The 25388-nt window shown below is 71.4% G+C and carries 23 protein-coding genes; 19 read left to right on the top strand and 4 right to left on the bottom strand.

The features are described 5' to 3' along the window. Positions 1–185 precede the first annotated feature (185 nt). From AC3IF1_RS21040 to AC3IF1_RS21115, 16 genes are all read left to right on the top strand, one after another. On the top strand, positions 186–845 hold the full coding sequence (locus AC3IF1_RS21040) for a cytochrome c3 family protein (protein ID WP_489219176.1): 660 nt from the start codon (positions 186–188) through the stop codon (positions 843–845). Continuing rightward, positions 842–4081 carry a TAT-variant-translocated molybdopterin oxidoreductase gene (locus AC3IF1_RS21045; RefSeq protein ID WP_489219177.1) on the top strand — a complete coding sequence of 1080 codons (3240 nt, stop codon included), beginning with the start codon at positions 842–844 and terminating at the stop codon, positions 4079–4081. Before AC3IF1_RS21040 ends, AC3IF1_RS21045 begins: the two co-directional genes overlap by 4 nt. A 2-nt stretch (positions 4082–4083) precedes the next feature. Beyond that, on the top strand, positions 4084–6096 hold the full coding sequence (locus tag AC3IF1_RS21050) for a quinol:electron acceptor oxidoreductase subunit ActD (protein ID WP_489219178.1): 2013 nt from the start codon (positions 4084–4086) through the stop codon (positions 6094–6096). Then, a complete protein-coding gene (locus AC3IF1_RS21055) occupies positions 6093–6626 on the top strand; it encodes a c-type cytochrome (RefSeq protein WP_243970707.1) in 534 nt (177 codons plus the stop codon). The genes AC3IF1_RS21050 and AC3IF1_RS21055 overlap by 4 nt, the downstream gene beginning before the upstream one ends. Beyond that, the gene (locus AC3IF1_RS21060) at positions 6623–7675 is read left to right on the top strand and encodes a hypothetical protein (RefSeq protein ID WP_489219179.1); all 1053 of its coding nucleotides are present in this window, start codon (positions 6623–6625) and stop codon (positions 7673–7675) included. Before AC3IF1_RS21055 ends, AC3IF1_RS21060 begins: the two co-directional genes overlap by 4 nt. Next, a complete protein-coding gene (locus AC3IF1_RS21065) occupies positions 7672–8160 on the top strand; it encodes a hypothetical protein (RefSeq protein WP_243970704.1) in 489 nt (162 codons plus the stop codon). Before AC3IF1_RS21060 ends, AC3IF1_RS21065 begins: the two co-directional genes overlap by 4 nt. After that, positions 8157–9122: a cytochrome c oxidase subunit II gene (gene coxB, locus AC3IF1_RS21070; RefSeq protein ID WP_243970702.1), complete on the top strand. Its 966-nt coding sequence runs from the start codon at positions 8157–8159 to the stop codon at positions 9120–9122. Before AC3IF1_RS21065 ends, coxB begins: the two co-directional genes overlap by 4 nt. A 283-nt stretch (positions 9123–9405) precedes the next feature. Then, the gene (locus AC3IF1_RS21075; RefSeq protein WP_489219180.1) at positions 9406–11082 is read left to right on the top strand and encodes a cytochrome c oxidase subunit I; all 1677 of its coding nucleotides are present in this window, start codon (positions 9406–9408) and stop codon (positions 11080–11082) included. Beyond that, positions 11079–11738 (top strand): cytochrome c oxidase subunit 3, encoded by a 660-nt coding sequence (locus AC3IF1_RS21080; protein WP_489219181.1) that lies wholly within the window; start codon positions 11079–11081, stop codon positions 11736–11738. Before AC3IF1_RS21075 ends, AC3IF1_RS21080 begins: the two co-directional genes overlap by 4 nt. Before the next feature lies 1 nt (position 11739). Further along, the gene (locus tag AC3IF1_RS21085; RefSeq protein ID WP_243967268.1) at positions 11740–12051 is read left to right on the top strand and encodes an oxidase; all 312 of its coding nucleotides are present in this window, start codon (positions 11740–11742) and stop codon (positions 12049–12051) included. Between the two features lie 16 nt (positions 12052–12067). Next, positions 12068–12307, top strand: coding sequence for a hypothetical protein (locus tag AC3IF1_RS21090; protein WP_243967267.1), 240 nt, complete (start codon positions 12068–12070; stop codon positions 12305–12307). Continuing rightward, a complete protein-coding gene (locus tag AC3IF1_RS21095; protein WP_279594729.1) occupies positions 12304–12429 on the top strand; it encodes a hypothetical protein in 126 nt (41 codons plus the stop codon). The genes AC3IF1_RS21090 and AC3IF1_RS21095 overlap by 4 nt, the downstream gene beginning before the upstream one ends. 71 nt (positions 12430–12500) lie before the next feature. Then, positions 12501–13292 carry a class II glutamine amidotransferase gene (locus AC3IF1_RS21100; RefSeq protein WP_243967266.1) on the top strand — a complete coding sequence of 264 codons (792 nt, stop codon included), beginning with the start codon at positions 12501–12503 and terminating at the stop codon, positions 13290–13292. 155 nt (positions 13293–13447) lie between these two features. Then, positions 13448–14188 carry a NepR family anti-sigma factor gene (locus AC3IF1_RS21105; RefSeq protein ID WP_489219183.1) on the top strand — a complete coding sequence of 247 codons (741 nt, stop codon included), beginning with the start codon at positions 13448–13450 and terminating at the stop codon, positions 14186–14188. A 138-nt stretch (positions 14189–14326) separates the two neighbouring features. Beyond that, on the top strand, positions 14327–14740 hold the full coding sequence (locus AC3IF1_RS21110; protein WP_243967263.1) for a DUF1236 domain-containing protein: 414 nt from the start codon (positions 14327–14329) through the stop codon (positions 14738–14740). A gap of 134 nt (positions 14741–14874) precedes the next feature. After that, positions 14875–15150, top strand: a complete 276-nt coding sequence (locus tag AC3IF1_RS21115; RefSeq protein ID WP_243967262.1) for a hypothetical protein — start codon at positions 14875–14877, stop codon at positions 15148–15150. 3 nt (positions 15151–15153) lie between these two features. On the opposite strand, the gene mscL is transcribed toward AC3IF1_RS21115, so the two are convergent. The 4 genes from mscL to AC3IF1_RS21135 all read right to left on the bottom strand — a co-directional run bounded on the left by mscL (position 15154) and on the right by AC3IF1_RS21135 (position 19699). Next, positions 15154–15582 (bottom strand): large conductance mechanosensitive channel protein MscL, encoded by a 429-nt coding sequence (gene mscL / locus AC3IF1_RS21120; protein WP_489219185.1) that lies wholly within the window; start codon positions 15580–15582, stop codon positions 15154–15156. Positions 15583–15639: 57 nt separating this feature from the next. Next, positions 15640–16491, bottom strand: a complete 852-nt coding sequence (locus AC3IF1_RS21125; RefSeq protein ID WP_489219186.1) for a CDP-alcohol phosphatidyltransferase family protein — start codon at positions 16489–16491, stop codon at positions 15640–15642. A gap of 6 nt (positions 16492–16497) precedes the next feature. Further along, entirely contained in the window at positions 16498–17208 is a 711-nt protein-coding gene (locus AC3IF1_RS21130) for a phosphatidylserine decarboxylase (RefSeq protein ID WP_243967259.1), read from the bottom strand. A 469-nt stretch (positions 17209–17677) separates the two neighbouring features. Next, positions 17678–19699 (bottom strand): hypothetical protein, encoded by a 2022-nt coding sequence (locus tag AC3IF1_RS21135; protein WP_489219187.1) that lies wholly within the window; start codon positions 19697–19699, stop codon positions 17678–17680. Between the two features lie 410 nt (positions 19700–20109). Between AC3IF1_RS21135 and AC3IF1_RS21140 the strand changes: the two genes are divergently transcribed. The 3 genes from AC3IF1_RS21140 to AC3IF1_RS21150 all read left to right on the top strand — a co-directional run bounded on the left by AC3IF1_RS21140 (position 20110) and on the right by AC3IF1_RS21150 (position 25341). Next, the gene (locus AC3IF1_RS21140; protein ID WP_243967257.1) at positions 20110–20319 is read left to right on the top strand and encodes a hypothetical protein; all 210 of its coding nucleotides are present in this window, start codon (positions 20110–20112) and stop codon (positions 20317–20319) included. 73 nt (positions 20320–20392) lie between these two features. Next, on the top strand, positions 20393–22975 hold the full coding sequence (locus AC3IF1_RS21145) for a glycosyltransferase family 2 protein (protein WP_489219189.1): 2583 nt from the start codon (positions 20393–20395) through the stop codon (positions 22973–22975). Beyond that, entirely contained in the window at positions 22972–25341 is a 2370-nt protein-coding gene (locus AC3IF1_RS21150) for a glycosyltransferase (protein WP_489219190.1), read from the top strand. Before AC3IF1_RS21145 ends, AC3IF1_RS21150 begins: the two co-directional genes overlap by 4 nt. Positions 25342–25388: the final 47 nt, after the last annotated feature.

Genomic DNA, 25388 nt, shown 5'->3' on the forward strand with positions numbered 1-25388 from the left:
CGCACGGCTCCCGATAGGGGCGCCGCCGCGGCGCAACGCGGCCGCTTCGGTCGCCCGGTCCGCGCGCGGACCGGACTGCGGCATGGGTCTGGCTGGGATCGGAACGTGGGGCGACGCGTGTGGCCAGGAGCTGAGCCGATCGAACGCGATCTCCCGATCATTCCGTCGTCCCGCGGGCGCGGCTGATGGCGCAGCTGTTCACGCCCGGCGCGGATGCGCTCTACCGCCTCGCCCTGATGACCGGCGTCGCCTGCCTGGTCGGGCTGCCTGTGCTGGCGGCCGGAATCGTGCGCTCGAACTATGTGACCAGCGTCGGCGTGGCGCCGGCCCAGCCGTTGCCCTTCAGCCACAAGCACCATTCGGGCGAGCTCGGCATCGATTGCCGCTACTGCCACACCACCGTCGACAAGGAGGCCACCGCCGGCATCCCGCCGACCCAGACCTGCATGACCTGCCACTCGCAGATCTGGACCGGCTCCGACATGCTCAAGCCCGTGCGCGACAGCTACGCGCAGGACATCCCGCTGGAATGGAAGCGGCTGAACAAGCTGCCGCAATACGTCTACTACAACCACTCCGTCCACGTGACGAAGGGGATCGGCTGCTCCACCTGCCACGGCGACGTGACGGCGATGCAGATGACCTACCGGGCCAACGCCTTCGAGATGCGCTTCTGCCTCGACTGTCACCGGGCGCCGGAGAAGTATGTCCGCCCGCCCGATCAGGTCTGGAACATGACCTGGACGCCGCCGGCCGACCAGGCGGCCCTCGGGCCGAAGCTCGCGGCCGAGTACCACATCCGCGGCGGCGCGCGGCTCACCGAGTGCGGGATCTGCCACCGATGACCGGCCCTCCCGATTTCCCGGCCCTGCGTGCGAAACTCGCGAGCGGCGACGGCCCGCGCTTCTGGCGCAGCCTCGACGCCGTGGCCGACAGCCCGGAATTCCGCGATTACCTCGCCGCCGAGTTCCCCTCGGCCTCCCGGCTCGCCGCCGCTCCGGAGCGGCGCGGCTTCCTGAAGCTGATGGCGGCCTCCTTCGCGCTCGGCGGGCTCACCGCCTGCGGCGGGGCCGGCGGCCGCGACCACGAGGTGCCCTACGTCAACCAGCCCGAGCGGATCGTGCCGGGCACCGACCTGGCTTACGCCTCCTCGGCGCTGTTCGACGGGTTCGGCAACGGCATCCTGGTCACCACCCGCAACGGCCGGCCCCTGAAGATCGAGGGCAATCCCGACCATCCCTGGAGCCGCGGCGGCACCGACGTCCTGGCCCAGGCCTCCGTGCTCGGCCTCTACGACCCGTTCCGCTCCCAGGCGGTTCAGCATCTCGGCCGGCCGAGTTCCTGGGCGGCGTTCCGTGCGGACCTGCAGGCGCAGATGCCGGCCTGGCGCGGGACCGGCGGCGCGGGCCTCGCCCTGCTCACCGGCCCGGTGACCTCGCCCACGGTGGCGGCGCAGATCGCCCGGCTGCGGGCCGTCTACCCGGCCCTGCGCTGGCATGTCGGCGCGGGTGCCGGGCGCGCGGGGCTCTACGAGGGTGCCCGCCTTGCCTATGGCCGGCCGCTGGAGACGATCCCCGATTTCGACCGGGCGCGCACGATCGTGGCGCTCGACGGCGACTTCCTCGACCTCGGCCCGGGCCAGGTCGGGCTGTCCCGGCGCTGGAGCGCGGCCCGGCGCGCGGCCTACGCCGAGGGCCGGCTGCTGACCCTGCACGCGGCGGCGCCGACGCCGACGCTGACCAGCGCCAAGGCGGATGTCTCCGTTCCCGTCCAGGCTGCCCGGCTCGAAGCCCTCGCCCGGGCGCTCCTGGGGCTTGCCGAGGGCGACGCGGCACCGTCCGGCGACGATCCGGTGGCCCGCTGGACGCGGGGCGCCGGCAAGGCCCTGACCGAGGCCCGGGGCGCCGGCCTGGTCACGGCCGGGCTCACGGCGAGTCCGGCGCTGCACGATCTGGTCCACCGCCTCAACGGTGCGCTCGGCAACACCGGCACGACCCTGCGGCACACCGAGCCCGCCGAGGCGCAGGGGGCCGGCACGCTGGCGGACCTCGCCGACGCGATGGCGCGCGGTGCCGTCACGGCGCTGATCGTGCTCGGCGCCAACCCGGTCTACGAGGCGCCCGGAGCCCTCGATTTCGCCGCCGGGATGGGGCGCGTGCCGCTCAAGATCCATGCCGGGCTCTACGCTGACGAGACCGCCGCCCATGCCGACTGGCACCTGCCCGTGGCCCATCCCCTCGAATCCTGGGGCGACGTCCGGTCCCTCGACGGGACCGTGGGGCTGATCCAGCCGACCATCGCCCCATTCTACAACGGCCGCACCCTGCCGCAGATGCTGGCCTTCCTGGCGGACGGCACGGGCGGGGACGGCGCCGGGGACGCCCTCGGCCTCCTCAAGGCGCGCTGGCGGGAGCAGGGCACGGACGAGGCGGCGTTCGAGGCCGGCTTCTCGGAGGCCCTGCGCCAAGGTTTCTGGGCCGACAGCGCGCGGCCGGCCGAGACCGTGGCGCTGACGCAGGGGGCTGCGATTTCCCCCTACGATGTTCACACCCCCCCGGCCGAGGCGACCTCTCCGCCTGAACCCTTCGACGGAACGGATACGCCAGATCTAGCACGCGCCCTCCCTCCCCCCTCTGCGGGGGAGGGTGGCCCTCGCGTGAGCGAGGGTCGGGAGAGGGGAGCGACGGTGCAGAGTAAGGCTGCGGCCTCCATGAAGGCTGAGCCCCTTCCGGAAACCGGGTTCCCCTCTCCCGACCCCCTTCGGGGGCCACCCTCCCCCGCAGAGGGGGGAGGGAGACACGTGAATCCGGAGGCGCCATCGACCGGCGCCCTGGAGGTCCTGTTCCGCCCCGACCCCACCGTCTGGGACGGCACCCCGGCCGACCTCGCCTGGCTTCAGGAATTGCCGAAGCCGCTCACCAAGGTGGTCTGGGAGAACGTGATCGCCCTCGGGCCGCGGCTGGCCGAGCGTGAGGGGATCGCCACCGGCGACATCGTGCGGCTGGAGGCGGACGGCCGCGCCGTCGAGGGGCCGGCCTGGATCCTGCCGGGACAGGCCGACGACACGCTGACCCTGACCCTCGGCTACGGCCGGGACGTGCCGGATCACCTGTCCCGCGGCCTCGGCTACGACGCGTCACCCCTGCGACCGGCGGATTCGGCCTGGCAGCTCGCCGGCGCGCGGCTGACGAAGACTGGCCGGCGCAGCATGCCGGCGACCACCCAGCACCTCGGCACGATGGAGGGGGAGGACATCGTCCGGGTGCAGGCGCTCGGCGCCGCGCCGGTGGGCGACCCGAGGGGCGCGCCGAGCCCCGCCTCGTTCTACCCGCCCCCGGAGAGCCAGGACCGCTGGGTCGCCGCGCAATGGGGCATGGCCATCGACCTCGACGCCTGCACTGGCTGCAACGCCTGCGTCACCGCCTGCCAGGCGGAGAACAACATCCCGGTGGTCGGCCGCGCGGAGGTCGAGAAGGGGCGCTGGATGGGCTGGCTGCGGGTCGACCGCTACTACGCGGGCGACCTCGACGCGCCGACCACGCATTTCCAGCCGGTGCCGTGCATGCATTGCGAGCAGGCGCCCTGCGAACTCGGCTGCCCCGTGGAGGCGACCCTGCACGACAGCGAGGGCCTGAACCTGCAGGTCTACAACCGCTGCGTCGGCACCCGGACCTGCCAGAGCTACTGCCCCTACAAGGTCCGCCGGTTCAACTACCTCGACTATACCGGCGGCATGACCCCGGTGGAGCAGCAGCAGCGCAACCCCGAGGTCACGGTCCGCGCCCGCGGCGTGATGGAGAAGTGCACCTACTGCATCCAGCGGATCACCGCGGCGCGGATCACCTCCGCCAAGGACGCCCACGCCCCGATCCCCGACGGCGCCGTCGAGACCGCCTGCCAGGGCGCCTGCCCGACCCGGGCGATCACCTTCGGCAACGTCGCCGATCCGGGGAGCCAAGTCTCGGCCGCCCGCAGGGATCCCCGGGAATACGCGCTGCTCGGCCACCTGAACACGCGGCCGCGCACCACCTACCTCGCCGGGCTCGCGCCCGCCGCGGATCGCAGCGGTCGGGAGGGCTGAGCATGGCCGGCGCCCTCGTGGACGGTTCCCTGATCCCGCCGGAGGAAACCCTCCAGGGCATCGGCGGCGCCGTGACGGCGATCCCGCTGACGCATCCGGGCAACCGGCGGTGGTGGATCGCTTTCGCGGGGGCGGGGGCGCTGCTGGGCATCTTCGCCGTCACCCTCGCCTACCTGCTCTATGCCGGCCCGGGGATCTGGGGGAACAACAACGCCGTCGTCTGGGCGCTGGACATCGCCAGCTACGATTGGTGGATCGGCGTGGCCTCGGGGAGCCTCCTGGTCTCGGCGATCCTGCTCCTGCTCGGGGCGGAATGGCGCGGGGCGGTGAACCGGGTCGCCGAAACCCTGGCGCTGCTCGCCACTGCGGCTGCCGGGCTCTACCCGATCATCCATCTGGGTCGCCCGTGGTTCTTCTTCTGGAACCTGCCCTACCCCAACACCTACGATCTCTGGCCGCAGTTCCGCTCGCCGCTGCTCTGGGACGCGATCGACATCGTGTCCTTCCTGGTGATCTGCGTGAGCCTGTGGTTCATCGGCCTGCTGCCGGATCTCGCGACCCTGCGCGACCGCGCCTTCGCCGAGGCGATGCGCCAGGCCGACGCCAAGGCGCCGACCCGCGGGCTCGCGCTGCTGCGCGCGCAGGTCTACGGCATCGTCGCCTCCGGCTGGCGCGGCTCGGCGGCCCATTGGCAGATCTGGGTCCAGGCCTACCGGACGGTGGCGCTGCTCGGCGTGCTGCTGGTGGTCTCGGTCCAGACCGGCGCCTCGGTGATGCTGGCGGGCTCGCTGATGCCGGGCTGGCACAGCACGCTGCTGCCGGTGAGCTTCCTGATCAACGCCGTCTATTCCGGCGTCGGCGTCACGGCGATGATCGTGATGCTGATCCGCCTGGTCTACGGCCTCGATACCCTGGTGACCCCGCGCCACCTCGACGTGCTCGGGCGCCTGCTGCTCTGCCTCGGCTGCGCCAGCGCCTATTGCTATGCCGCCGAAGCGTTCGACACGTTTCTCAACGGCGACGCGCAGGGCCGCGCCGTGCTGGTGCGGCGCCTGACCGGCGACCACGCCCTGGTCTCCTGGACGGCGATCCTCGGCCTCGTCCTGCCGGCCCAGGTCCTGTGGTCGGCCCGGGCCCGGACGGCGCCCCTCATCCTCGCGGCGGTCGGCCTGCTGGTGGCGATCGGCGCCTATGCCGACCACGTCATGGTCCTGGTCGTGACCCTGACGCAGGATTTCCTGCCCTCCTCGCGGCTTCCCTACGGGGTCGATCCCTGGGGCATCGCCACCTTCGCGGGCTCGATCGGCCTGTTCCTGACCCTGCTGCTCCTGTTCCTGCGCTACCTGCCGGCGGTCTCGATCGTCGAGAGCCGGCGCCTCGCCCTGGCGGAGGTCCCGGCCGCGCAGGAGGCCACGCGCGCGGCCACGTCCCGGACCGCCGCCCGGCCGGAGGAGGATCCGGTGGCGGCCCCCCTGTGGGGCGTGTCGGCCACCTTCGCGAGCCAGGGCGACCTCGCCGCCGCCCTGCAGGCGGTCTCCGGCCTCGGCCCCGACCACGTCCGCCTCGACGGGCACGGCCCGGTGCCGATGCCCCGGACCCTCCGGCCGCTCGGCCTGGAGGGCCGCTCGATCCTGCCCTATGCCCTGGCCGGGGCCCTGCTCGGCGGCGCGGGCTTCTTCGCGATGTGCGTCTACGCCACGGCCTACGATTACGTGTTCCTGATCGGCGGGCGGCCGCGCCTGTCCTGGCCGTCCTTCGTGGTGCCGAGCCTGTCGTTCGCCACGATGGCGGGCTGCGTGGCGATCCACGGCGCGCTCCTGGTGCTCAACCGCCTGCCGCGGCTGAACCACCCGGCCTTCAACATCCCGGGCTTCCTGCGCGCCTCGGACGACCGCTTCTTCCTCACCGCGGAGGCCCGGAGCGACCGGTTCGACGCGGGCCGGATCGAGCGGCGGCTCACCGGCCTGCCGGCCGAGGCCGGGCGCCCCCTCGAGATCCGGCGGATCCCGCGATGAGGCGCGCCCTCCCCCTCGCCTTCCTCGCCCTGGCGCCGCTCTCGGCCTGCGGCGATGCCGACATGGCCGATCAGGCCCGGGCCAAGACCTGGGACCGGAACCCGTTCTTCCCCCGCGCGATCACCATGCGCCAGCCGGTGGCCGGCACCGTGCCGCGGAACGACCCCGCCCGGCCGGCGCCGCAGCCGGAGACCGTCAGCCGCGACCTGCTCGACCGGGGGCGGCAGCGCTACGCGGTGTTCTGCACCCCCTGTCACGGCCAGGACGGCCGCGGCCAGGGCATGATCGTGGCCCGCGGCTTCCCGCAGGCCGGCAATCTCGCCGCCGAGCCGGTCACCCGGGCCTCCGCGGCCGAGCTCTACGACGCGATCTCCAACGGCCGGAGGGCCATGTTCGGCATGGCGCAGATGATCCCCTCCGCCGACCGCTGGGCGATCGTCGCCTATGTCCGCGCGCTCCAGCTCAGCCAGGACGCCCCGGTCACGAGCCTGCCGGAGCCGGATCGGGCCCGGCTGGAGGCGACCCGGTGAGGCGCCCCGCCCTCCTCGGCCTGGCCGGCCTCGCGCTCCTGGCCTGCTGCGGGCTCGCGGGCGGCTGGCGCGGGGCGGCGGCCTCGTACCTCGCCGCCTGGCTGGTGCTCCTCGCCCTGCCGGTCGGCGCCCTGCCGGTGGTCATCGTGGCCGAGCGCTTCGGCCAGCGCGTGCGTGCGCGCGGCGGCGTCGAGATGCTGGCCGGCCTGCGCCGCCTGACGACTTTGATGCCGGTGGCGGCCGTGCTGGCGCTGCCGCTGCTCGCGGCCGCGCCCCTGCTCTATCCGTGGGCCGGCGCCCCGGCGCGCACACCGCTCGCCGCCCTCTGGTTCACGGTGCCGTTCTTCGCCGCGCGGGTGATCGCCTATCTCGCCGCCTGGACCTGGCTGGCGCTGCGCTTCGCCCGGCCCTTCGACGCCCCCGGCGAGGGCCGGACCGTCCCGGCGGTGGGCCTCCATGCGGTGATCGGCACGCTCTTCGTCACCGACGTGATCGCCTCCCTGGACCCGCGGCTCGATTCGACCCTGCTCGGCCTCCTGGTCATGACAGCCTGGAGCGGCCTCGCCTTCGCGGCGGCGATCCTGCTGGCCTGGGAGGAGCCGGAACCGGTGGGCCGCGGTCGGACGGCCCCGGGGCGCGGCCGGCTGGTGCCCCTCGTCGTCCTGCTCGGGCTCTGGGCCTACCTGCACTTCGTGCAGTTCCTGATCGTCTGGTCGGCAAACCTGCCCCCCGAGGTGGCGTGGTACTTCGCCCGCGGCGGTTGGCTCGGGCGGGCCCTGTCGATCGCGGCCGGCGCCGTGGCGGTGCTTGCCGGGCTCGCGACCCTCCGGCCCGGTCGGCCGACCACGCGGATCCTGGCCGGGGCGGCGCTGGCGGTGCACGCCCTCGAGATGTTCTGGCTCGTCACTCCCGCGATCCGCGACCGGTTCGTGCTGCGCCCGAGCGACGGGCTGGCGGCCGGTGCCGTGGCCTGCCTCGCCGCCGCGCTCCGCCCCGCGCTGCGCCTCGGCGCGGCCGCGTCCCCCCGCCGCGCCGGGAGGCCGGCATGAGCGCGGGCGGCCCCTCCGGCCTGATCCCCGCCATCCTGGCGGGTCTGACCCTGCGGGGCAGCTCTGTCCTGAACGGGCGCCCGTCGCGCCCGCCCGCCAACAGCCAGCGGGACCCCGACGACCCGGGGCACGAGGTCCGCGACGTCAATGTCCGCAACACCGCCCTGGTCATGGCCGGCCTCGCGCTCGCGGCCCTGACGGTCATCGGCACGATGATCTGGCTGATGAGCACCTTCGCGGCGGGCCAGCGCCGGGCGCTGCCGACGCTGACGCCCCAGCAGACCGCCCGCCTCGCGCCGCCGCCCCCGAACCTCCAGGCGAACCCCTATGCCGATATCGATCGCCAGCGGGCGGCGACCGAGGCACATCTGGCGGGCTACGGCTACCGCGACGCGGCCCGCACCCGGGCCCGGATCCCGATCGGGCGCGCCATGGATCTGATCGTCGGCCGCCCCCTCGACCCGGCGGAGCCCGTCGCGCGATGACGCCGAGCCACGATTCCCTCCAGCTCTGGCCCGCCGCGGTCTCGGCCGTCGCGAGCGAGACCGACCTGCTCATCCTGGCCTTCACGGTGCTGACGCTGCTGCTGACCGTGCCGGTCTTCGTGGCGATCACCTATTTCGCCGTGCGCTACCGGGAGGGCTCCGCGGCGGACCGGAGCCCCTCGGGCATCCGCTCCAACCTCATCGAGATTAGCTGGATGCTGATCCCGTTCCTGCTGACGCTGATCTTCTTCGTCTGGGGTGCGAAGCTGTTCGTCCAGTCGCGCAACCCACCCCCCGACGCCCTGGTGGTCGAGGCGGTCGGCCGGCAATGGATGTGGAAGTTCCAGCACCCCACCGGCCAGTCCGAGATCAACGACCTGCACCTGCCGATCGGCCAGCCGATCCGCCTGCACATCATCAGCCAGGACGTGATCCACGCCCTCTACCTGCCGGCCGTGCGGCTGCAGGTCGCCGCCCTGCCCGACCGCTACACCGACCTGTGGTTCAAGGCCGACAAGACCGGCACGTTCCACCTCTACTGCTCGGAATATTGCGGCACCGACCATTCCGTGATGGGCGGCGAGGTCACCTTCATGAACCCCGGCGACTACCAGGACTGGCTGACCCATGCCGGCGCCCAGCAGGGCAAGGTCGCGGCGGGGCGCGCCCTCTACGAGGCCTATGGCTGCGCCGGCTGCCACGAGCCCGGCTCCCCCGTGAAGGCCCCGAGCCTCGCCGGTCTCTACGGATCCGAGGTCAAGCTCGCGGACGGCCGCACCGTCACGGCCGACGCGACGTGGTTGCGCGAAAAAATCCTGAACCCGAACGGCGACCGTCTCGCCGGGGGCGGCAAGCAGGTCATGCCGAGCTTCGCCGGCCGGATCCCGGCGGACGAACTCGGGACGCTGATCGATTTTTTGAAAGCGTATCCGACTTCAAAGGCAGCGGACGCGACACGATGATGAACGGCGTCACCCTGGACATCCTGCCGTCCGATCACCGGGCGGGCCGCTCCCCCTCCCCCCTCTGCGGGGGAGGGTGGCCCCCGAAGGGGGTCGGGAGAGGGGAACCCAGCTTCCGGCAGGGGCGCGGCCTTCATGAAGGCCGGCGCCCTGTTCTGCACCGTCGCTCCCCTCTCCCGACCCCTGCTAACGCAGGGGCCACCCTCCCCCGCAGAGGGGGGAGGGCAACCCGCGCGATCGTCCCAACGCTTGGCCTTCATCCCCTTCTATTGCGGGCGACACGATGAGCGCATCGGGCAGCATCGGCGGCACCGCCCGCCGGGAACCCCACGCCGCGGAAGCGACGATCGGGCGCAAGGCCGACTACCTGCACGCGGAATCGACCCTGCGCTCGTGGTTCCTCACCACCGACCACAAGCGCATCGCGATCCTGTACCTGACCTCGATCACCGGATTCTTCGTGATCGGCGCCCTGGCGGCCGGGATCGTGCGCCTCGCGCTGATCGTGCCGAACGGCGCGATCATGGCCAACGACACCTACAACAAGGCCTTCACCATCCACGGGGTGGTGATGGTCTGGTTCTTCCTGATCCCGTCGATCCCCGCGACCTTCGGCAATTTCCTGATCCCCCTCATGATCGGGGCCAAGGACCTCGCCTTCCCAAAACTCAACCTGACGAGCTGGTACGTGTTCATGACCGGCGCCCTGTTCACCCTGGTCTCGGTGGTGCTCGGCGGGGTCGATACCGGCTGGACCTTCTACGCCCCGCTCTCCACCGCCTTCTCGAACACCTGGGTGCTGCCGGCGCTGATCGGCGTCACCATCGTGGGCTTCTCGTCGATCCTGACGGGCCTCAACTTCGTCGTGACAATCCACACCATGCGGGCGCCCGGCATGACGTGGTTCAAGCTGCCGATCTTCGTCTGGACGCATTACGCCACCAGCCTGATCTTCCTGCTGGCGACGCCGGTCATCACCACGGCGCTGATCCTGCTGATCGCGGAGCGCGGCTTCCATATCGGCGTGTTCGACCCGGCCTATGGCGGCGACCCGGTGCTGTTCCAGCACCTGTTCTGGTTCTACTCGCACCCGGCCGTGTACATCATGGTCCTGCCCGGCATGGGGGTGATCTCCGAGATCGTCCCCGCCTTCGCGCAGAAGAAGCTGTTCGGCTACCGCTTCGTCGCCTACGCGTCGATCGGGCTCGCCTCGGTGACCTTCTTCGTCTGGGGCCACCACATGTTCATCAACGGCCAGAGCGACCTGGCCTCGCTGGTGTTCTCGGCCCTGTCCTTCGCGGTGGCGGTGCCCTCGGCCGTCAAGGTCTACAACTGGACCGCCACGATCCATAAGGGGAGTCTACGGCTCGACACGCCGATGCTCTACGCGATGGGCTATATCGGCCTGTTCGTGCTCGGCGGGCTCACCGGCCTCTACCTCGCGACGCTGGCGATCAACCAGCACATCCACGCGACCTATTTCGTGGTCGCCCACTTCCACTACATCATGGTCGGCGGCACGGTGCTGGCGTTCCTCGGCGGCCTGCACTTCTGGTGGCCGAAATTCACCGGCCGGATGTACAGCGAGCCCTGGGGCCGGGTCTCGGCGCTGCTGATCTTCCTCGGCTTCAACGTGACGTTCTTCCCGCAATTCATCCTCGGCTATCTCGGGATGCCGCGGCGCTACGCGACCTACCCGCCGGAGTTCCAGCTCCTCAACGTGCTGTCCTCGGCGGGCGCCACGATCCTGGCGGCGGGCTACATCTTCCCGATGGTCTACCTCGTCTATTCCCTGTGGTCCGGGCGCAAGGCCCCCGCCAACCCGTGGAACGCCAAGGGGCTCGAATGGGAGACCGCCTCCCCGCCGCCGACGCACAATTTCCTCACGCCCCCCGAGGTGCCGCGCGTCCCCTACGACTACCCGATCCAGTCGCAGGAATCCCAGGATCAGCACGGATGAGCGAGTCCCTGGCGGACGGCGTCGGGGTCGCCCGCGCCGGACATTTCGAGACCGTGGCCCAGCAGCGCGCGGCGGCGACGCTCGGGATCTGGGCGTGGCTGATCACCGAGCTGCTGCTGTTCTCGGCCCTGTTCCTGGTGGCGCTGATCACCCGGATCCAGCACCCCGAGGCCACGGTGGCGGCGGCCCGGCACCTCAAGTTCTGGATCGGCGCCACCAACACGGTGGTGCTGATCTGCTCGTCGCTCACCATGTCGATGGCGATCGAATTCTCGCGGATGGGCTGGCAGCGCGCCATGGTCCGGGCGATGCTGGCGACGGCGGCGCTCGGCGGCCTGTTCCTGGTGCTCAAGGGCTACGAGTACTACGCCGACTGGGCCGAGCACATGATGCCGTTCCTCAGCCAGCGTCCCTTCGCGCTCGCCGAGACGCCGGCGGCACGGCTGTTCGTGAACCTCTACTACGTCGCCACGATCCTCCACGCGCTCCACCTGTTCACCGGCATCGGACTCCTGCTCGGCATGACCTGGATGGCCGCCAAGGCCGGCTTCCTGTCCCGCCACCAGAACTGGATCGAGGTCTACGGCCTGTACTGGCACTTCATCGATCTGGTCTGGATCCTGGCCTTCCCGATCCTCTACGTGGTGAACCGGTAGGATGCGCAGCCCCCTCGCCGCCCTGAGCGCCGACGACCGCGCCCTCCTCCGGAAGCGCCTGCGCACGCCGGTTCTGACCTTCCTGGCGCTGCTGGCGCTGCTCGCCGTCAACGTCACGCTGGGCGCCACCCTGCCGTTCGCGGAGGTCTGGATCGTCGAACTGCTGGTGGTCGCCGTGATGGTGATGCTGATCCTCCTCGTTTCCATGGAGGTGATCCACGAGCCGCCCCTGATCCGGCTGTTCTCGGGGCTCGGCTTCTTCTGGGTCGCCATCATGGTCGGAATGACGCTGACGGATTATCTGGCGCGGTAGGAGCCAGGACACGCGCGTGACCGATCCCGTACGCGTCGAGCAGACGAAGCTGCTCGCATCGGCCCTCAACACGGTCGCGACGTCCTGCGTCACGGTGGGGATCGCGACGCCGCTGGCCGGTTATATCTACAATGTCAGCAACTTCCGTACGCTGGTCGAGCCCTGGGTTCTGCTTATCGGAACGACCGTTTGGCTTTCGATCGCGGTCAGCCTACATCTAGGGGCAAGGCGCGTGCTCAGGGGATTAGCCGGATGAACGCGAGTTTTGTCGTCGCCTTCGTCGTGACGCCCGCACTGGTTCTCGCTCTTGGCTGGACGGCGGTGTTCCTCCATGAACGTGCGCAGCGTCGGACGGCCGGACGCGTGTCGGGCGACTGAACGCCCGCCGCGGGCCACCTTGGATGGCGTCAGACCGACGATCCCGCGCGACCCTCCTGGACTGATTTATCATGTGCGAATTGCTCGGCATGAGCGCCAACGTGCCGACCGACATCCGCTTCTCCTTCGCCGGGCTGGCCCGGCGCGGCGGCGAGACCGGGCCCCACGCCGACGGCTGGGGCATCAGCTTCTACGACGGGCGGACCTGCCGCAGTTTCCACGAGCCCGAGCCGAGCGCCCGCTCGCAGCTCGCCCGGCTCCTGCGCGACATGCCGATCAAGAGCCGGATCGTCGTGGCCCACGTGCGCAAGGCCAATCGCGGCCGGGTCAGCCTGGAGAACACCCACCCGTTCGCGCGGGAATTGTGGGGCCGCCGCTGGACCTTCGCGCATAACGGCCAGCTCAAGGGCGTGAAGCGCCTGCCGCTCGGCGGCTTCATGCCGATCGGCAGCACCGACAGCGAGCACGCCTTCTGCTGGATGCTGGGCCGCCTGCAGGAAAGGTACAAGGCCCTCCCCCGGCCCGAGACCCTGGATCGGGCCGTGGCCGACCTCGCGGGCGAGCTGCACGGGCTCGGCGTGTTCAACATGCTGCTCACCGACAGCCGCACCCTCTACGCCCATTGCGGCAAGCGCCTCTGCTATCTCACCCGGCGGGCCCCCTTCGGCAAGGCCACCCTGATCGACGAGGACTGGCAGGTCGATTTCGCCCGGGAGACCACCGAGCACGACATCGTCACCGTCATCGCCACGAAGGCGCTGACCCGCGACGAGCGCTGGACCGATCTCGCCCGCGGCGATGTCCTCACCCTGCGGGACGGGGCGATCCGCCTGTTGAGACCGGCGAACGCATCTCACGGGTAGGTCGGCCGAGGGTGCATGGCTGCGCCCGATGCGCTAGAACGCCCGTAACAGGAAAGCAGCGGCCGGATTTCCATGGGTTCTGGCCGGCAAGCGATCCGCCTCGACCCCCTCGGGACCAAGGGTCGAGCCACGAAGAGCTGACGAGTGCGACACGCATGACCCGCGACGACACCGACACCGTCCTGTCCGCGGAGGACGGGAATCGGGATGGCCGCCCGAACCTGGCTCCCGGCATCCGCACGCATCTCGGGGAACACCTGCGCACCGTCTACGAGCGGATCGGCGAGGAATCGCTGCCCTCCCGGTTCGCCGAGCTGATCGAGAAGCTGGAGGCGGCGCTCCGCGCCCGGGGCGAGGCGATCGAGCCGGAATTCCGCAACGGCCTGCTCGCCGCGGTGCCGTCCCTGCGCGCCTTCGCGCTGTCGCTGACCTCGAACCCCGCCCGGTCCGACGACCTCGTCCAGGACACCCTGCTCAAGGGCTGGCAGCACCGCGCGCGGTTCCAGCCGGGGACCAACCTGAACGCGTGGCTGTTCACGATCCTGCGCAACATCTTCTACTCAGATCACCGCAAGCGCGTGCGCGAGGTCGAGGACCAGGACGGGTCCTACGCCGCCCGGCTCGCCACCGCCCCGCACCAGGGCGACCGGCTCGACGTCGAGGATCTGCAATCGGCGCTCGCCAAGCTGCCGCCGGATCAGCGCGAGGCGCTGGTGCTGGTCGGGGCCGAGGGCGTGTCCTACGAGGAGGCCGCCGCGATCATGGGCTGCAAGGTCGGCACGGTGAAGAGCCGGGTCAGCCGTGCCCGCAGCCGCCTCGCGGAGCTGCTGGGCTACGACGAGGAGGATCTCGGCTCCGACCGGTTCATCCAGTCGGCGATGCCCAAGGACGCCTAGGGTCGGGACGCGCGATCCGGCGTTAGCCATATTCGGCACGCCGCGAAAAAGATGCATCCGATTCCGGGGATCGGGCGTTACCGGGCCGAGCTTCGCCGCGTGTCCGCGGCGGAACGCCACGGAACGGAGAAGTCCCGCATGACCCTCAAGACCCTCATCGCCGCCTCGGCCCTCGTCCTGTCCCTGCCGCTGGCCGCCCAGGCCCAGGGTACCATCCCGGGCGCCGAGCGCGGCGCCGCCGCCGGTGCCGATGCGGCCGGCCCGATCGGCGGGATCGTCGGCGGCGCCGTCGGCGCGGCCACCGGCACGGTGGGCGGCATTCTCGGCGTCGACATGGCCCCGCGCTTCCGCAGCTACGTCCGCGAGCGCAACGTCCGCTCCTACGACTATGACGGCCGCGTCGCCGTCGGCTCCACCCTGCCGGCTTCGGGCGTGACCTACTACGACGTGCCGAGCGAGTACCGCGTGCAGCCGGGCTACCGCTACACCGTGGTGAACGATCGCCCGGTGCTGGTCGACCGCGGCCACCGCATCGTCGAGGTCATCGACTGATCCTGCGGGCCGGTCACGCGCCGGCCCCCTGGACCCCGGAGCCCCCGCTCCGGGGTCTTTCCGTTGGCCGCGGCCGTCGGCGCAACGCTTCCTGCGACCGGCCGTTGGTATACGGTTCGACCCGTGAGGCGACCATGAGCGACCATACCAGTGAGCCCGGTGCCGTGCTGCCCGAACCGGTGCGCGATCATCTCGGCCAGCAACTGCGCGGAGTCCTGCCGGTCGAGACCGACAAGCCGCGCTTCCTCGGCGACGATTCCGTGCCCGACCTGTTCGAGCCGCAGATCCGCCGGCTCGAGACCCGGCTGAAGACCCACGAGGAGGGCACCGGCGCGGTCGGCCAGGTCCTGGACCAGATCCTCGACGCTTTCGGGGTCAAGCCCGGGGAGACGGACGGACGCGAGGGTTGAGGCTCAGACCCGCGGCTTCGCGGCGAGGAGGTCGCGGATCTCCGACAGGAGCTTCACGTCGGCCGGCACCTCGGCGACCGCGTCGGGCTTCTTGTCCTCGGCCCGCTGGAGCTTGTTCATCGCCCGGATCACCAGGAACAGCACGAAGGCGACGATCAGGAAGTTGAGCGTCAGGGTCAGGAACTGGCCATAACCCAAGACCGCGCCTTGCTTCTTGGCGTCCGCGTAGGGCAGGCCGGCCTGCACCTTGGACGAGAGCGGGATATAGTAGTTCGAGAAATCGAGCCCGCCTGTGACCGCGCCGATCGCCGGCATGAACAGGTCCTGGACCGCCGAATTGACGATGGCCCCGAACGCGGCGCCGATGATCACGCCGACGGCGAGATCAACCACGTTCCCGCGCAGCGCAAACTTCTTGAACTCTTCGAGCATGAACCGACTCCCCGCCGAATGCTGCCAAGATAGGGGTCGGTTCCGCGCGGGCCAGGGTCAATCCAGCCCGGTAAGCTCATCCCGCAGGAGGGCCGTCCTGTCCTCGGCGCCGGCGGCGAGCTCCGCCTTGAGCCGGCGGCGGTACTGTGCGGCGACCACCGGGATGGTGGCGAGATAGCCGGCGCTCACCGCCACCAGGGCTTCGAACGGGTAGCTGATCAGGATGCCGAAGGCCGCGACGCCGAACAGGAAGATCGGCAGGACGAGGCTGCGCGGCACCCGCTTGCCCATGGTCTTGCCCGAGTAGGTCGGCACCGTGGACACCACCAGCAGGGCGATGCCCAGCACGTAGATCAGGATCGCCGGCGCGGCCCAGCGCTCCAGGCCGAAGCCGAGGAAGTGCAGGTAGAGCGGCAGCATCGCGGTGAGCGCCCCCGCGGGCGCCGGCATGCCCACGAAGAAATCCTTCTTCCAGTCCGGCCGGCCCGGATCGTCCAGCATGGCGTTGAAGCGGGCGAGCCGCAGCGCCATGGCGATGGCGAAGATCAGCGCCACGATCCAGCCGGCCGACTTCAGGTGGAACAGCACGAAGCCGTAGAGGATCAGGGCCGGGGCGCAGCCGAAATTGACGAAGTCGGCGAGCGAATCGAGTTCGGCCCCGAAGCGCGAGGTGCCCTTGAGCAGCCGCGCCACCCGTCCGTCGATGCCGTCGAGGACGCCGGCCACCACCACGGCGATGACGGCGGGCTCGAACTTGCCCTCGAAGGCGAGCCGGATCGCCGTCAGCCCGAGGCAGAGGGCCATCAGGGTGATCATGTTGGGCGCGATCATCCGGAACGGCACCGGCTTGAACCGGCGTGGGCGCGGCTCGTTCGGATCGGGCGCGAAGGGTGGGAAGAGATCGTCCATGGCCGTCTAGATCCGCTTGAACAGCCGTTCCGGGCTGCCGCCGAGATCGGCCAGCACCGTCTCGCCGGCCACCGCCTTCTGGCCGAGCCCGACCAGCACGCTGGACCCCGCCGGCAGGTAGACGTCGACCCGCGAGCCGAACCGGATCAGCCCGAACCGCTCGCCCACGCCGAGCACGTCGCCCGCCGAGACGAACCCGACGATGCGCCGGGCGACGAGGCCGGCGATCTGCACCACGCCGACGCGCTTCGCCTGCCCGGCATGGTGGGTCTCGATCACCATCCCGTTCCGCTCGTTGTCGTCGCTGGCCTTGTCGAGTTCGGCGTTGAGGAACAGGCCGGGCGTGTAGTGGATCTGGCCGATCCGCCCTGCGACCGGCACCCGGTTCACGTGGCAGTCGAACACGTTCATGAAGACCGACACCCGCAAGGTGGGCACCTGCGGCAGGTCGAGTTCCGGGGGCGGCAGCACCGTGGCGATCAGGTTCACGCGCCCGTCCGCGGGCGAGACCACGAGCCCGTCCACCACCGGGGTGACCCGCTCGGGATCGCGGAAGAAGTAGCAGACCCAGAGGGTGAGGATCAGGAAGATCCACCCGAAAAACTGGGAGAAATAGCCGGCCAGCACGGTCAGCACGATGCCGATCAGGATGAAGGGATAGCCCTCCTTGTGAATCGGCACGAGCGTCCGGCGGATCGTCTCGATCAGGTCGGTCATGGGCTTTTCGGACTCAACGGCGCCGCGGGGGGCATCGGGCGGACATGTCGGACGCGCGGATGGCAGCCCGCCGGGCCGCCGTCAACTTTCCGCCGGTTCCGCGCCATGCCCGGACGGGTGCGTGACGAAACGGGTTCGTCCTGCCGAAGGCCCCCGACCCCGATCGGAATGCTGCCCCGGGCCGGACCGAGGCCTGATCGCCAGATCCGGGCGGAGGGAGGGTGCAGGCGGATGAATGCCGGTGCGGGCCTGCCCCTCCCTCCGCGCGTGGACGTGCGTCAACCCAAGGCTCACAGGATTGAGGCCGCCGCTGAACCCAGCGCGCAGTCCCGTTCGCCCGCAGCGATATCCGGAATGCGCGGACCGGTCCTGGCGACGCCGGACGGCGCATCTCCGATCGACGCGTGGCAAACGGGGCGAGCGCGGGATCCTCACGGCTCGGCGATCGACCGGTGCGGCACGGCAGGGCCTATTGCTGCGGCTCGCCCTGGGTCCTCCGCTGCCTGCTCTCGAGGCGCGCGGCGATCGCCTGCCAGCGCGCCGACTCGTCCTGGTCCGGCCTGACGCCGGAGGCCGGGAATTTGTCGAGCGTACGCGGGTCGAAGGTTTGTGCGACGCCGCGCGCGCCGCGCGGATCCCCCGCGGTGACCAGGCTCTGGAACAGGGTGCGCGCTGCCAGAACCTCTCCGGCGGCCAGGAGCCGCTCCGCCTTGACGTTGAGGGCCTCGTCGACCGCGGAGCCGGACCGGGATCTCCGGTGACGCGCCGTCGATCTCTGCGCTCTGGCAGCCTGGCCCTCGGCGTCAGGGCGGCTGTCAGGGAGAAGCGCGGGGGTCGGGGGGCGAGCCGTGACGGCGCGCGTATTCTCCACCGACGTCGGTCTGCTGCCGGAACGGACACCTGGGCTGGCCTGATCCGCCTGTGGGCCGCCCAACGCCTCGGAATTGCCCGGCGGTGCGAGCGACGCGCTATCCGGCCCCTGCGCGGGCTGCGCCTCGGCGCCGCGCGCCTCCGGTATCGGCGCGCCCTCGGATGTGGCGGCCTGGCGATCCTCGGCGTCTGCCGTGGCCGTCGATGGAGGCATCCCCGTCAGGATCGGGAGCGGGTCGTTCGTCAGCGTCGGTATGCCAAGCGACCCGCTCTTCAACAGCGGCCCGGTCTCTGGCGGTCGCGGGGTCGAGGGCGATTGTGCCTGGCCCTCTGGAGGCACGCCGGGCTGAGACGCCGGGGGTGCCGCGTCCGGGGGATCGATTGCGGTGGCCGACGAGCCCCGGATCCGGTCACTGATCGTGGATTTGAAAGCGTTGACGATGTCATCTGGCCATTTCAGGGTGTTGTATTGCGCGTATAGAATATAAACGGCAGCTGCGGCCGGAATGACGACAGTAAGCGCGGCTATGACTTTGTAATTTATTCCCCTGTGTTTGGCTGAGGGCCGCCCATCATTTTGAGGGAGCGATTCCTCGTCCGAGGCGCGAAATTGCGCCGCATCCTCGCGGACGGACGTTTCTGAGATCTGCCCTGCTTCGTTCGCCGAAGCCGTCTCCCGCGGCTTCGGCCGGCCGATCTCCCCGTCGACACCACTTCCTCGGGCCCCCTCCACTGCGTCGCGGAGCGCCGCCGCAGGTCCTTCTGCGCCGGCACTCTGCAGGTTCGGAAGGTCCCGACCCTGTCCCCCGGGGCTGCCGTCGCCCAGCGGGACATCGCTGTCGCACCGAAGATCGTCCGGTCCTCGATCGTTGCGGTGATGCGCGTAGGACAGCGGGGGAGATGTTTCGAAAGGTCCGTACGCCGTCGGCGTATCCGACGCGGGGTGAATGTCCGGGATCGGGCGTGCAGCGGAACCGCGCCCGTCCTCCGCTGACGGATCGAAATGGCGTATCTCGGCGACCGGCGGAACAGGTCGTCCCAGGTAAGCCGGCGCCCGCGCCGCACCGTCGGGGGGGGCATCGCCCCGCAACGTGTCGGTGAGGTCCGGAGCGGGCTCGAACGTGCTGAAGATCAGCGCGGGTTCGCTGAGATCATCCCGCGTACCGGGGGGCGGATCCAAGGGGACGGACCGGGCACCGGGGGCTGCCACATGGGTCGGACGCCCGGTGTGGCTGACGCGCTGATGGAGGAACGTGACGGGCGCCGCGCTCAGCCCGTCCGCGACGGCGATGCGTCCGTCGTCCTGCGCGAACAGATCCGGGGTGGGATCGTCCTGCCCATGGGCATGCCCGTGCGAGGCGTACGGAAGCGGCGGCGCGTCGCGATCGGGATCCCAGCCCGCGCCGGGATACGCTCCGGGTTGGGCGTCGTCCTCGCCGAAGAACTCGGTCCTGCCCGCCTGGAGGAAGCCTGCGTGCGGGTCGTCGTCGTCCGTGACCGGCGTCGGATGGGCGTCGTGTTCCGGCCGCAACGGATCGGACTGGTCCTCCAACGGGTTCGACGCACGGTGAACGCCGCGGAAGACTCTGCGTCGGGCGCTCGCGTCTGAAAGGTCGTCCATGGGGTCGTTCATCAAGTCGGGGGCGCGCTCATCCGGGCCGGACACGACTGTGGAGCCGGGCAGACATCTTGACCGTTCGCCCGGCCCACGCCTGCCTGGCAGGTGCGGCAGGCATTAAGACCCAGATCTCTATTGATATCGATAACGTGAAAACCTCGGAAGGGCTACGCGCAGGGGCCAAGGCCCGGCGTCACCGCTCCGGGACACAGCGATCCGCCGGCCTCGGAGCTTCGCCCCGGCGAGCGGATGAGCGTCACGTTGACCCCCGCTCAGCCCACATTGTACCAGATCAACACCTCCACCGGGACGCTTGAAAGCCCCTCAAGACAGTTCCGCGGTGTGCGGGGCGAGGACGGCCGGCGACCGGACAGTTCGTACGGCGCTCTAGACTGGATGCGGGACCATCGAACATGGCCATGGACTTGGTGCTCGCAGCCTGCGGTGTGATGATCGGTCTCCCGATCGCCCTGTTCGGGTTCATGCGGCTCGACGAGCGGCCCGGCCGGATGAGTGTGGCGCTCCTCCTCCTCGGCCTGCTGATCACGTTCGGCCCGATCGTCAACGCGAGCATCGCGCATTACACGGCGACGAGCGGCAACGGGCGATACAGCGCGTGGTGAGCTGCCCTCCCCGCGTGCATGGTCCGCGTCGTCCGGTTCGCGCGCCGGTGGCCGTGGCGACGGGGCGGAGGCGGTGAACGCGTGGGATCTCACCGCCGACCAGCGCGCCCAGCTCCTCGATCCGGACCGACACCTCCAGGCCCTGTCGCGCATCGCCGCCGAAGCCCTGCTGGCGGGCGCGTGGGAGACCGCTTACGTCGCCGCGGATCGGCTTTGCCGATTGTCCGTGCGGGCTCGGGCGCGCGGCTTCCTCTTCCGGGCCGAAGCCGCACGGCGGCTCGGCGACGCCGCGCACGCCCGTGCGGACATCGAGAAGGCGCTGGAACTCGACCCGACCGACACGCTTGTCAATCTCCACGCGCTCCGGTTCGCGGAGGGGGAAGCTCGCCTCGACGCGGCGCAGGCCCTGGTCGAAGATCCGAGAACGCCCGTCGATGCCCTGCGGATCGCCGTCGCGGTCCTCCAGGATCAGCAGGCCGGCATCGTCGGGCGGATCGAGGCGGACGACTTAGGCTTGCGGGGCTGGGTCACCTGGCCGGCCGGACAGCGCCTGGAGGGCACGATCCTCGGCACGGGATCGCCGGAGCACCGCGTCGTCGCGGCCGAGCCCGGGCATCCACTCGCCGGGGAGCGATACCACGCCGCGGCCTTCGCGTGTCCCCGGCCCGGCCTCGGCGCGGTCGAGATCCGGTTGTCCTGCGATGGCGCGTCACCGGCCACCCGCCGGCAGACGTTCCCGCCGCGATGTCCCCCCGGAGCCGATCCGCCGCAGCCGCGATCACCCCAAGCGGACGACGCCTGCGCGCTGACGGTGATCGTGCCGGTGTTCGAGGATGCCGAGGCGACACGGATCTGCCTGGACAGCCTGGAAGCTCAGATTCTGCCGGGGCGGCGCTGGCGGATCATCGTCATCAACGACGCGAGTCCGAATGCCGCGCTGGTCGCGGATGTGGCGCGGCGCGCGGCTGAGGGACGGCTGACCCTGATCAGCAACGGTTCCAACCGGGGGTTTGCCGCTTCGGTGAACCTTGCCGCGAGCCAGACCCGGGCCGGCGATCTCCTGCTCCTGAACGCCGACACGATCCTGCCCGACGAAGCGCTCCAACGCCTCCTCGCGCTCGCGGCCGCGACGCCGAACCTCGGGACGATCACGCCGATCTCGAACAACGGCGTGATCACGAGCTTCCCCAATCGACACGCGGCCAACGACCTTCCCTCGGTCCAGGAACTGGCGGATTGGGACCGGGCCGCGCGACTGGCCGCCCCGGAACCGGTCGCGCTTCCGAACGGGATCGGGTTCTGCCTGCTCGTCACGCGGGCGTGTTGGACCGCGGTCGGCGGGATGCCGCTCTCCTACGGACGGGGCTACTACGAGGACGTCGATCTCTGCCTGAAGGCGCGCCAGCTCGGGTTCCAGAATCTCTGCGCGACGAACCTGGTCGTGGGGCATGCCGGATCCCTGTCGTTCGGCGCCGGGAAACGCAGGCTCGTGGTCCGCAACGCCGCAAGCCTCGACCTGCGCTACCCGGACTATCGCGCCGAGATCGAGGCGTTCCGCTTGGCGGATCCCCTCCGCGTCGCCTACGCGGCGGTCGAGCGTCGGATCGCCCCTCCCCCCTACGACGTCGTGATCGTCAATCCCCTGCCGACGGTCGGTCCGGCGCTGGCGTCCTGGCTCGCGCATTGGCGTGCGGCCGGCCTGCGCTGCCTCTGGGTGGAGCTGGATGGGCAGGCCTGCGATCTCCGGGTCCGGCTCCGCGGCAGCGCCGGCAGCCTACCGCAATCCTTGGGCTTCGCCCTCGGGGTGGCGCGGGAGCGGCGCGCCCTGGTCGCCTACCTCAAGGCCGTGCATCTCGACCGCGTCGTCGTGGTCGCGCCGGAACGCTGCCCCCGGGTCCTGAGCGCCCTATGCGACAGGCTCGGCGTGCCCGTAGACCTCCTCGTCGCCGGGGCGCGGGATCTCCTGCCCCCCGCCCCGGTCCCGCCGGCGCAGGCTCCGGCGGAATCGGCACCGCCGGAGGCCGAACTGAACGGCCCCCGCGACCTCGCGCGGCTCTGGAGGCGCGCCGACCGCCTCCTGTGCGGCGACGGCATGACCCTGGCGCGCGCGCGGGCGGCGCTGCCGGCGCCGATGCGCCGGAAGCTCGTGCCGCCGGCCGCCGCGGCGGGAGCGCGCCCGGATGCCGGGGTCGGCCGGACCGTCGCGGCGAGCCCGGATCGGCCCGCGTCCCGTCGCCTGCGCCTCGGGATCCTGAGCCCCCTGCCGAGCGCGGCGGTGAGCCGTCTCACGCTGGCGATCGAGGCCCGCTCCCGTCAGGTCGGCGCCGCGGTGCAACTCTTGGTCATCGGCGGGACGTTGCACGATCTCGGCCTGATGGCGGGGAGCGCGACCTTCGTCACCGGGCCCATCGCCGCCGACGAGATCGCCGAAAGCGCAACGCGATTCCGGTGCGCGGCGCTGCTGCTGCCCTATCGGGACGCGCTGTTCGCGTGCCTGGAGCAGGCTGGCCGCGGGCGCCGCGCCTATTTCGACTGGTCGGACGGCGCCTACGGGCGGGAACCCGGCGACCTTGTCCTCGATCCGGCGATTTGCGACACTGGCGCGGCCGCGCAGATCGTGCGCTGGCTCGCAGCCCCGTCGAATCCACCGTCTTGACCGCTCCGAGCGCTCCTCCGGCCATCGCGCATGCGGCGCACCCTTACGTCGCGCAGGTCGAACGGAGCGGGCCGGCCGCGATCACCGGGTTCGTCTACGATCCGGCGGACCCCTCGGCCCACCCCGTCGTCGAGCTGACGATCGACGGCCTGCCCGTCGCGCTCGCGCGGGCGGAGATCTATCGGCCGGACCTGGAGCGGGCCGGCATCGGCGACGGCCGCTACGGCTTCAGCTTCGTCCTCGCCCCGGAGGCCGTTTCGGGGGGCGGCCTGGTCCAGGTCGGGCTGGCCAATCTCGCCATCGCGCTCGCCCCGCCGATCCCCCTGGATCGCCCGGCCGTCACCCGCGGTTCCCCCGGCGGCGAAGCGGGATCGGTCGAATGGCGCGGCGGTCTCCACGTGAGCGGCTGGCTCGCCCCGGGCCGCGATCCGGCGCGCCTGCGCGCCCGGGTCTGGATCGACGGCGAGCTGATCGTGGAGGCACGGCCCGACCGCTGGCATCCGCGCGGCCGCGGCGGCGAGCCGCCGGCCCCCGCCTTCGCGCTGCACCTGCCCGACCGGTTCGCGACCGGCCTGACCCAGCAGGTGATCGTGACCGACGGGTCCGGCACGCCCCTGAGCGGCAGCCCCCTGACCCTGGTGGCCTTTCCCGACCCGCTGGAGGTGCTGGCCGCCCGGGCCTACGGGCCGGACGCCGGGACGACAGCGGCCCGCGCCCGTCTGTTCGACACGCTGCTGCCCCGTACGCTCCCGTTCGACCAGCTGAGACCCTGGCTGCGGCGATATCCGCCGGCCGCGCCCGCCCTGCGCGCGGGCCGATCGGCCGTCGCGATCGTGGGGGATGGGCCGGCCGACGTTGCTCGCACGCGCGACAGCCTCGGCGACAGGCCCGACCCGTCCTGGCCCGTGGCGGTCCTGCCCTCCCCGGATCGCATCGGCTTCGACCCGGCCGATCTCCTCGCCTTCCTCGACGGCGCAGCCGCCGGCTCCGACAGCCTGCTGATCGTCCCGGCGGGCATCATCCTGGAGCCGGGCGCCCCCGGACGCCTCGCCGGGATCCTGGAGGCGGATCCGGACGCGCGTCTCGTGTACGGGGATCTCGCCGTCGGTCCGCCCGACCGGTCGACCGTCCTGGCCTTCCCGAGCTTCGATTACGAGCGCTGGCTCGAACAGGGCTACGGCGCGCTCGTCTTCGCCCTGCGCCCGCATTCTGCCGCGGAGGCGGCGCGGGCCGGAGCCAACAGCCTCTACCGCCTCGCCAACGCCCAGTTCGACGATCTCCCCCGGGCCCGCGCGGCGGTCGTGCATCTGCCGGGGGTCGCCGGGATCCTGCCGGACCTCGACCTGCCGGCGGCGACGCGGGCGCTGGCCGCCGCCACGCTCCGTCATCTCGAGGCGCGGGCGATGCCGGGGGAGGTGCAGCCGGGCCGCGGCGCGATCCTGCCCGCCGTGCGGGTCACGCGCCGGCCGGCCGAGGCGGAGGTCAGCGTCATCATCCCGACGCGCGATCGCGCCGCGTGCCTGGCGCGCTGCCTCGCGTCGATCCGGCCGGCCCTCGATCGGGCGCGGGCCGAGCTCGTCGTCGTGGGCACGGGCTCCTCGGATCCGGCCATGGCGGCGCTGCTCGACGGGGTCCGGGCGGCGGGCGGTCGCGTCCTGGCCGAGCCGGGACCGTTCACGCAGGCGCGCCTGATCAATCGGGCCGTGGAATCCGCCCGCGGCGCCCTCGTGTGTCTGCTCGACGATGACGTCGAGGCGCGCGGCGACGGGTGGCTCCCGGAGCTCCTGAGCCGCCTCGGCGAGCCCACGACCGTGGCCGCCGGAGCGGTGCTGCGCCGGCCGAGCGGCCTCGTCCGGAGCGGCGGCATCGTCCTGGGGCCGCAAGTCGCGGCGAGCCCCGCCATGACCGATCGGATGGCCGACGACGCGGGCCACGCCGATCTGCTCCGGGTCGCATCCGAACCCAGCGCCGTCACGGCGGCCTGCCTGCTCGTGCGCCGGGCGGCCTACCGAGCCGCCTGCGGCCTCGACGAGCGCCATTTCCCGACTCACTTCGGCGCCGTCGACCTCTGTCTCAGGCTCGGCGCGCAGGGCGGCCGCGTGGTCCTCACACCGCATCTCGACCTGGTGCATCACGGGGTCTGCGATGACGATCGGGGCCTGTCGGCCGGCGCGCGCGCCCGCCGCGCGCGTGAACTGACCGCCCTGCGCGCGCGCTGGGGCGCGACGTTGCTCGCCGATCCGGCCTACAATCCGCTCCTGGCGCTGTCCGAGCCGCCCTACACGGCGCTGGCCTGCCCGCCGCGGGCCCAGGATCCGCGCCGGCGCAGCCTCGGGGCGCCGGCCGCAATGCCCTCGGGACTGTGAGAATTGGCTCGCCGCCGCGTGCGATGGTAAGCGTAGTCGGCGATCAA

Source organism: Methylobacterium sp. E-012, from assembly GCF_057836545.1.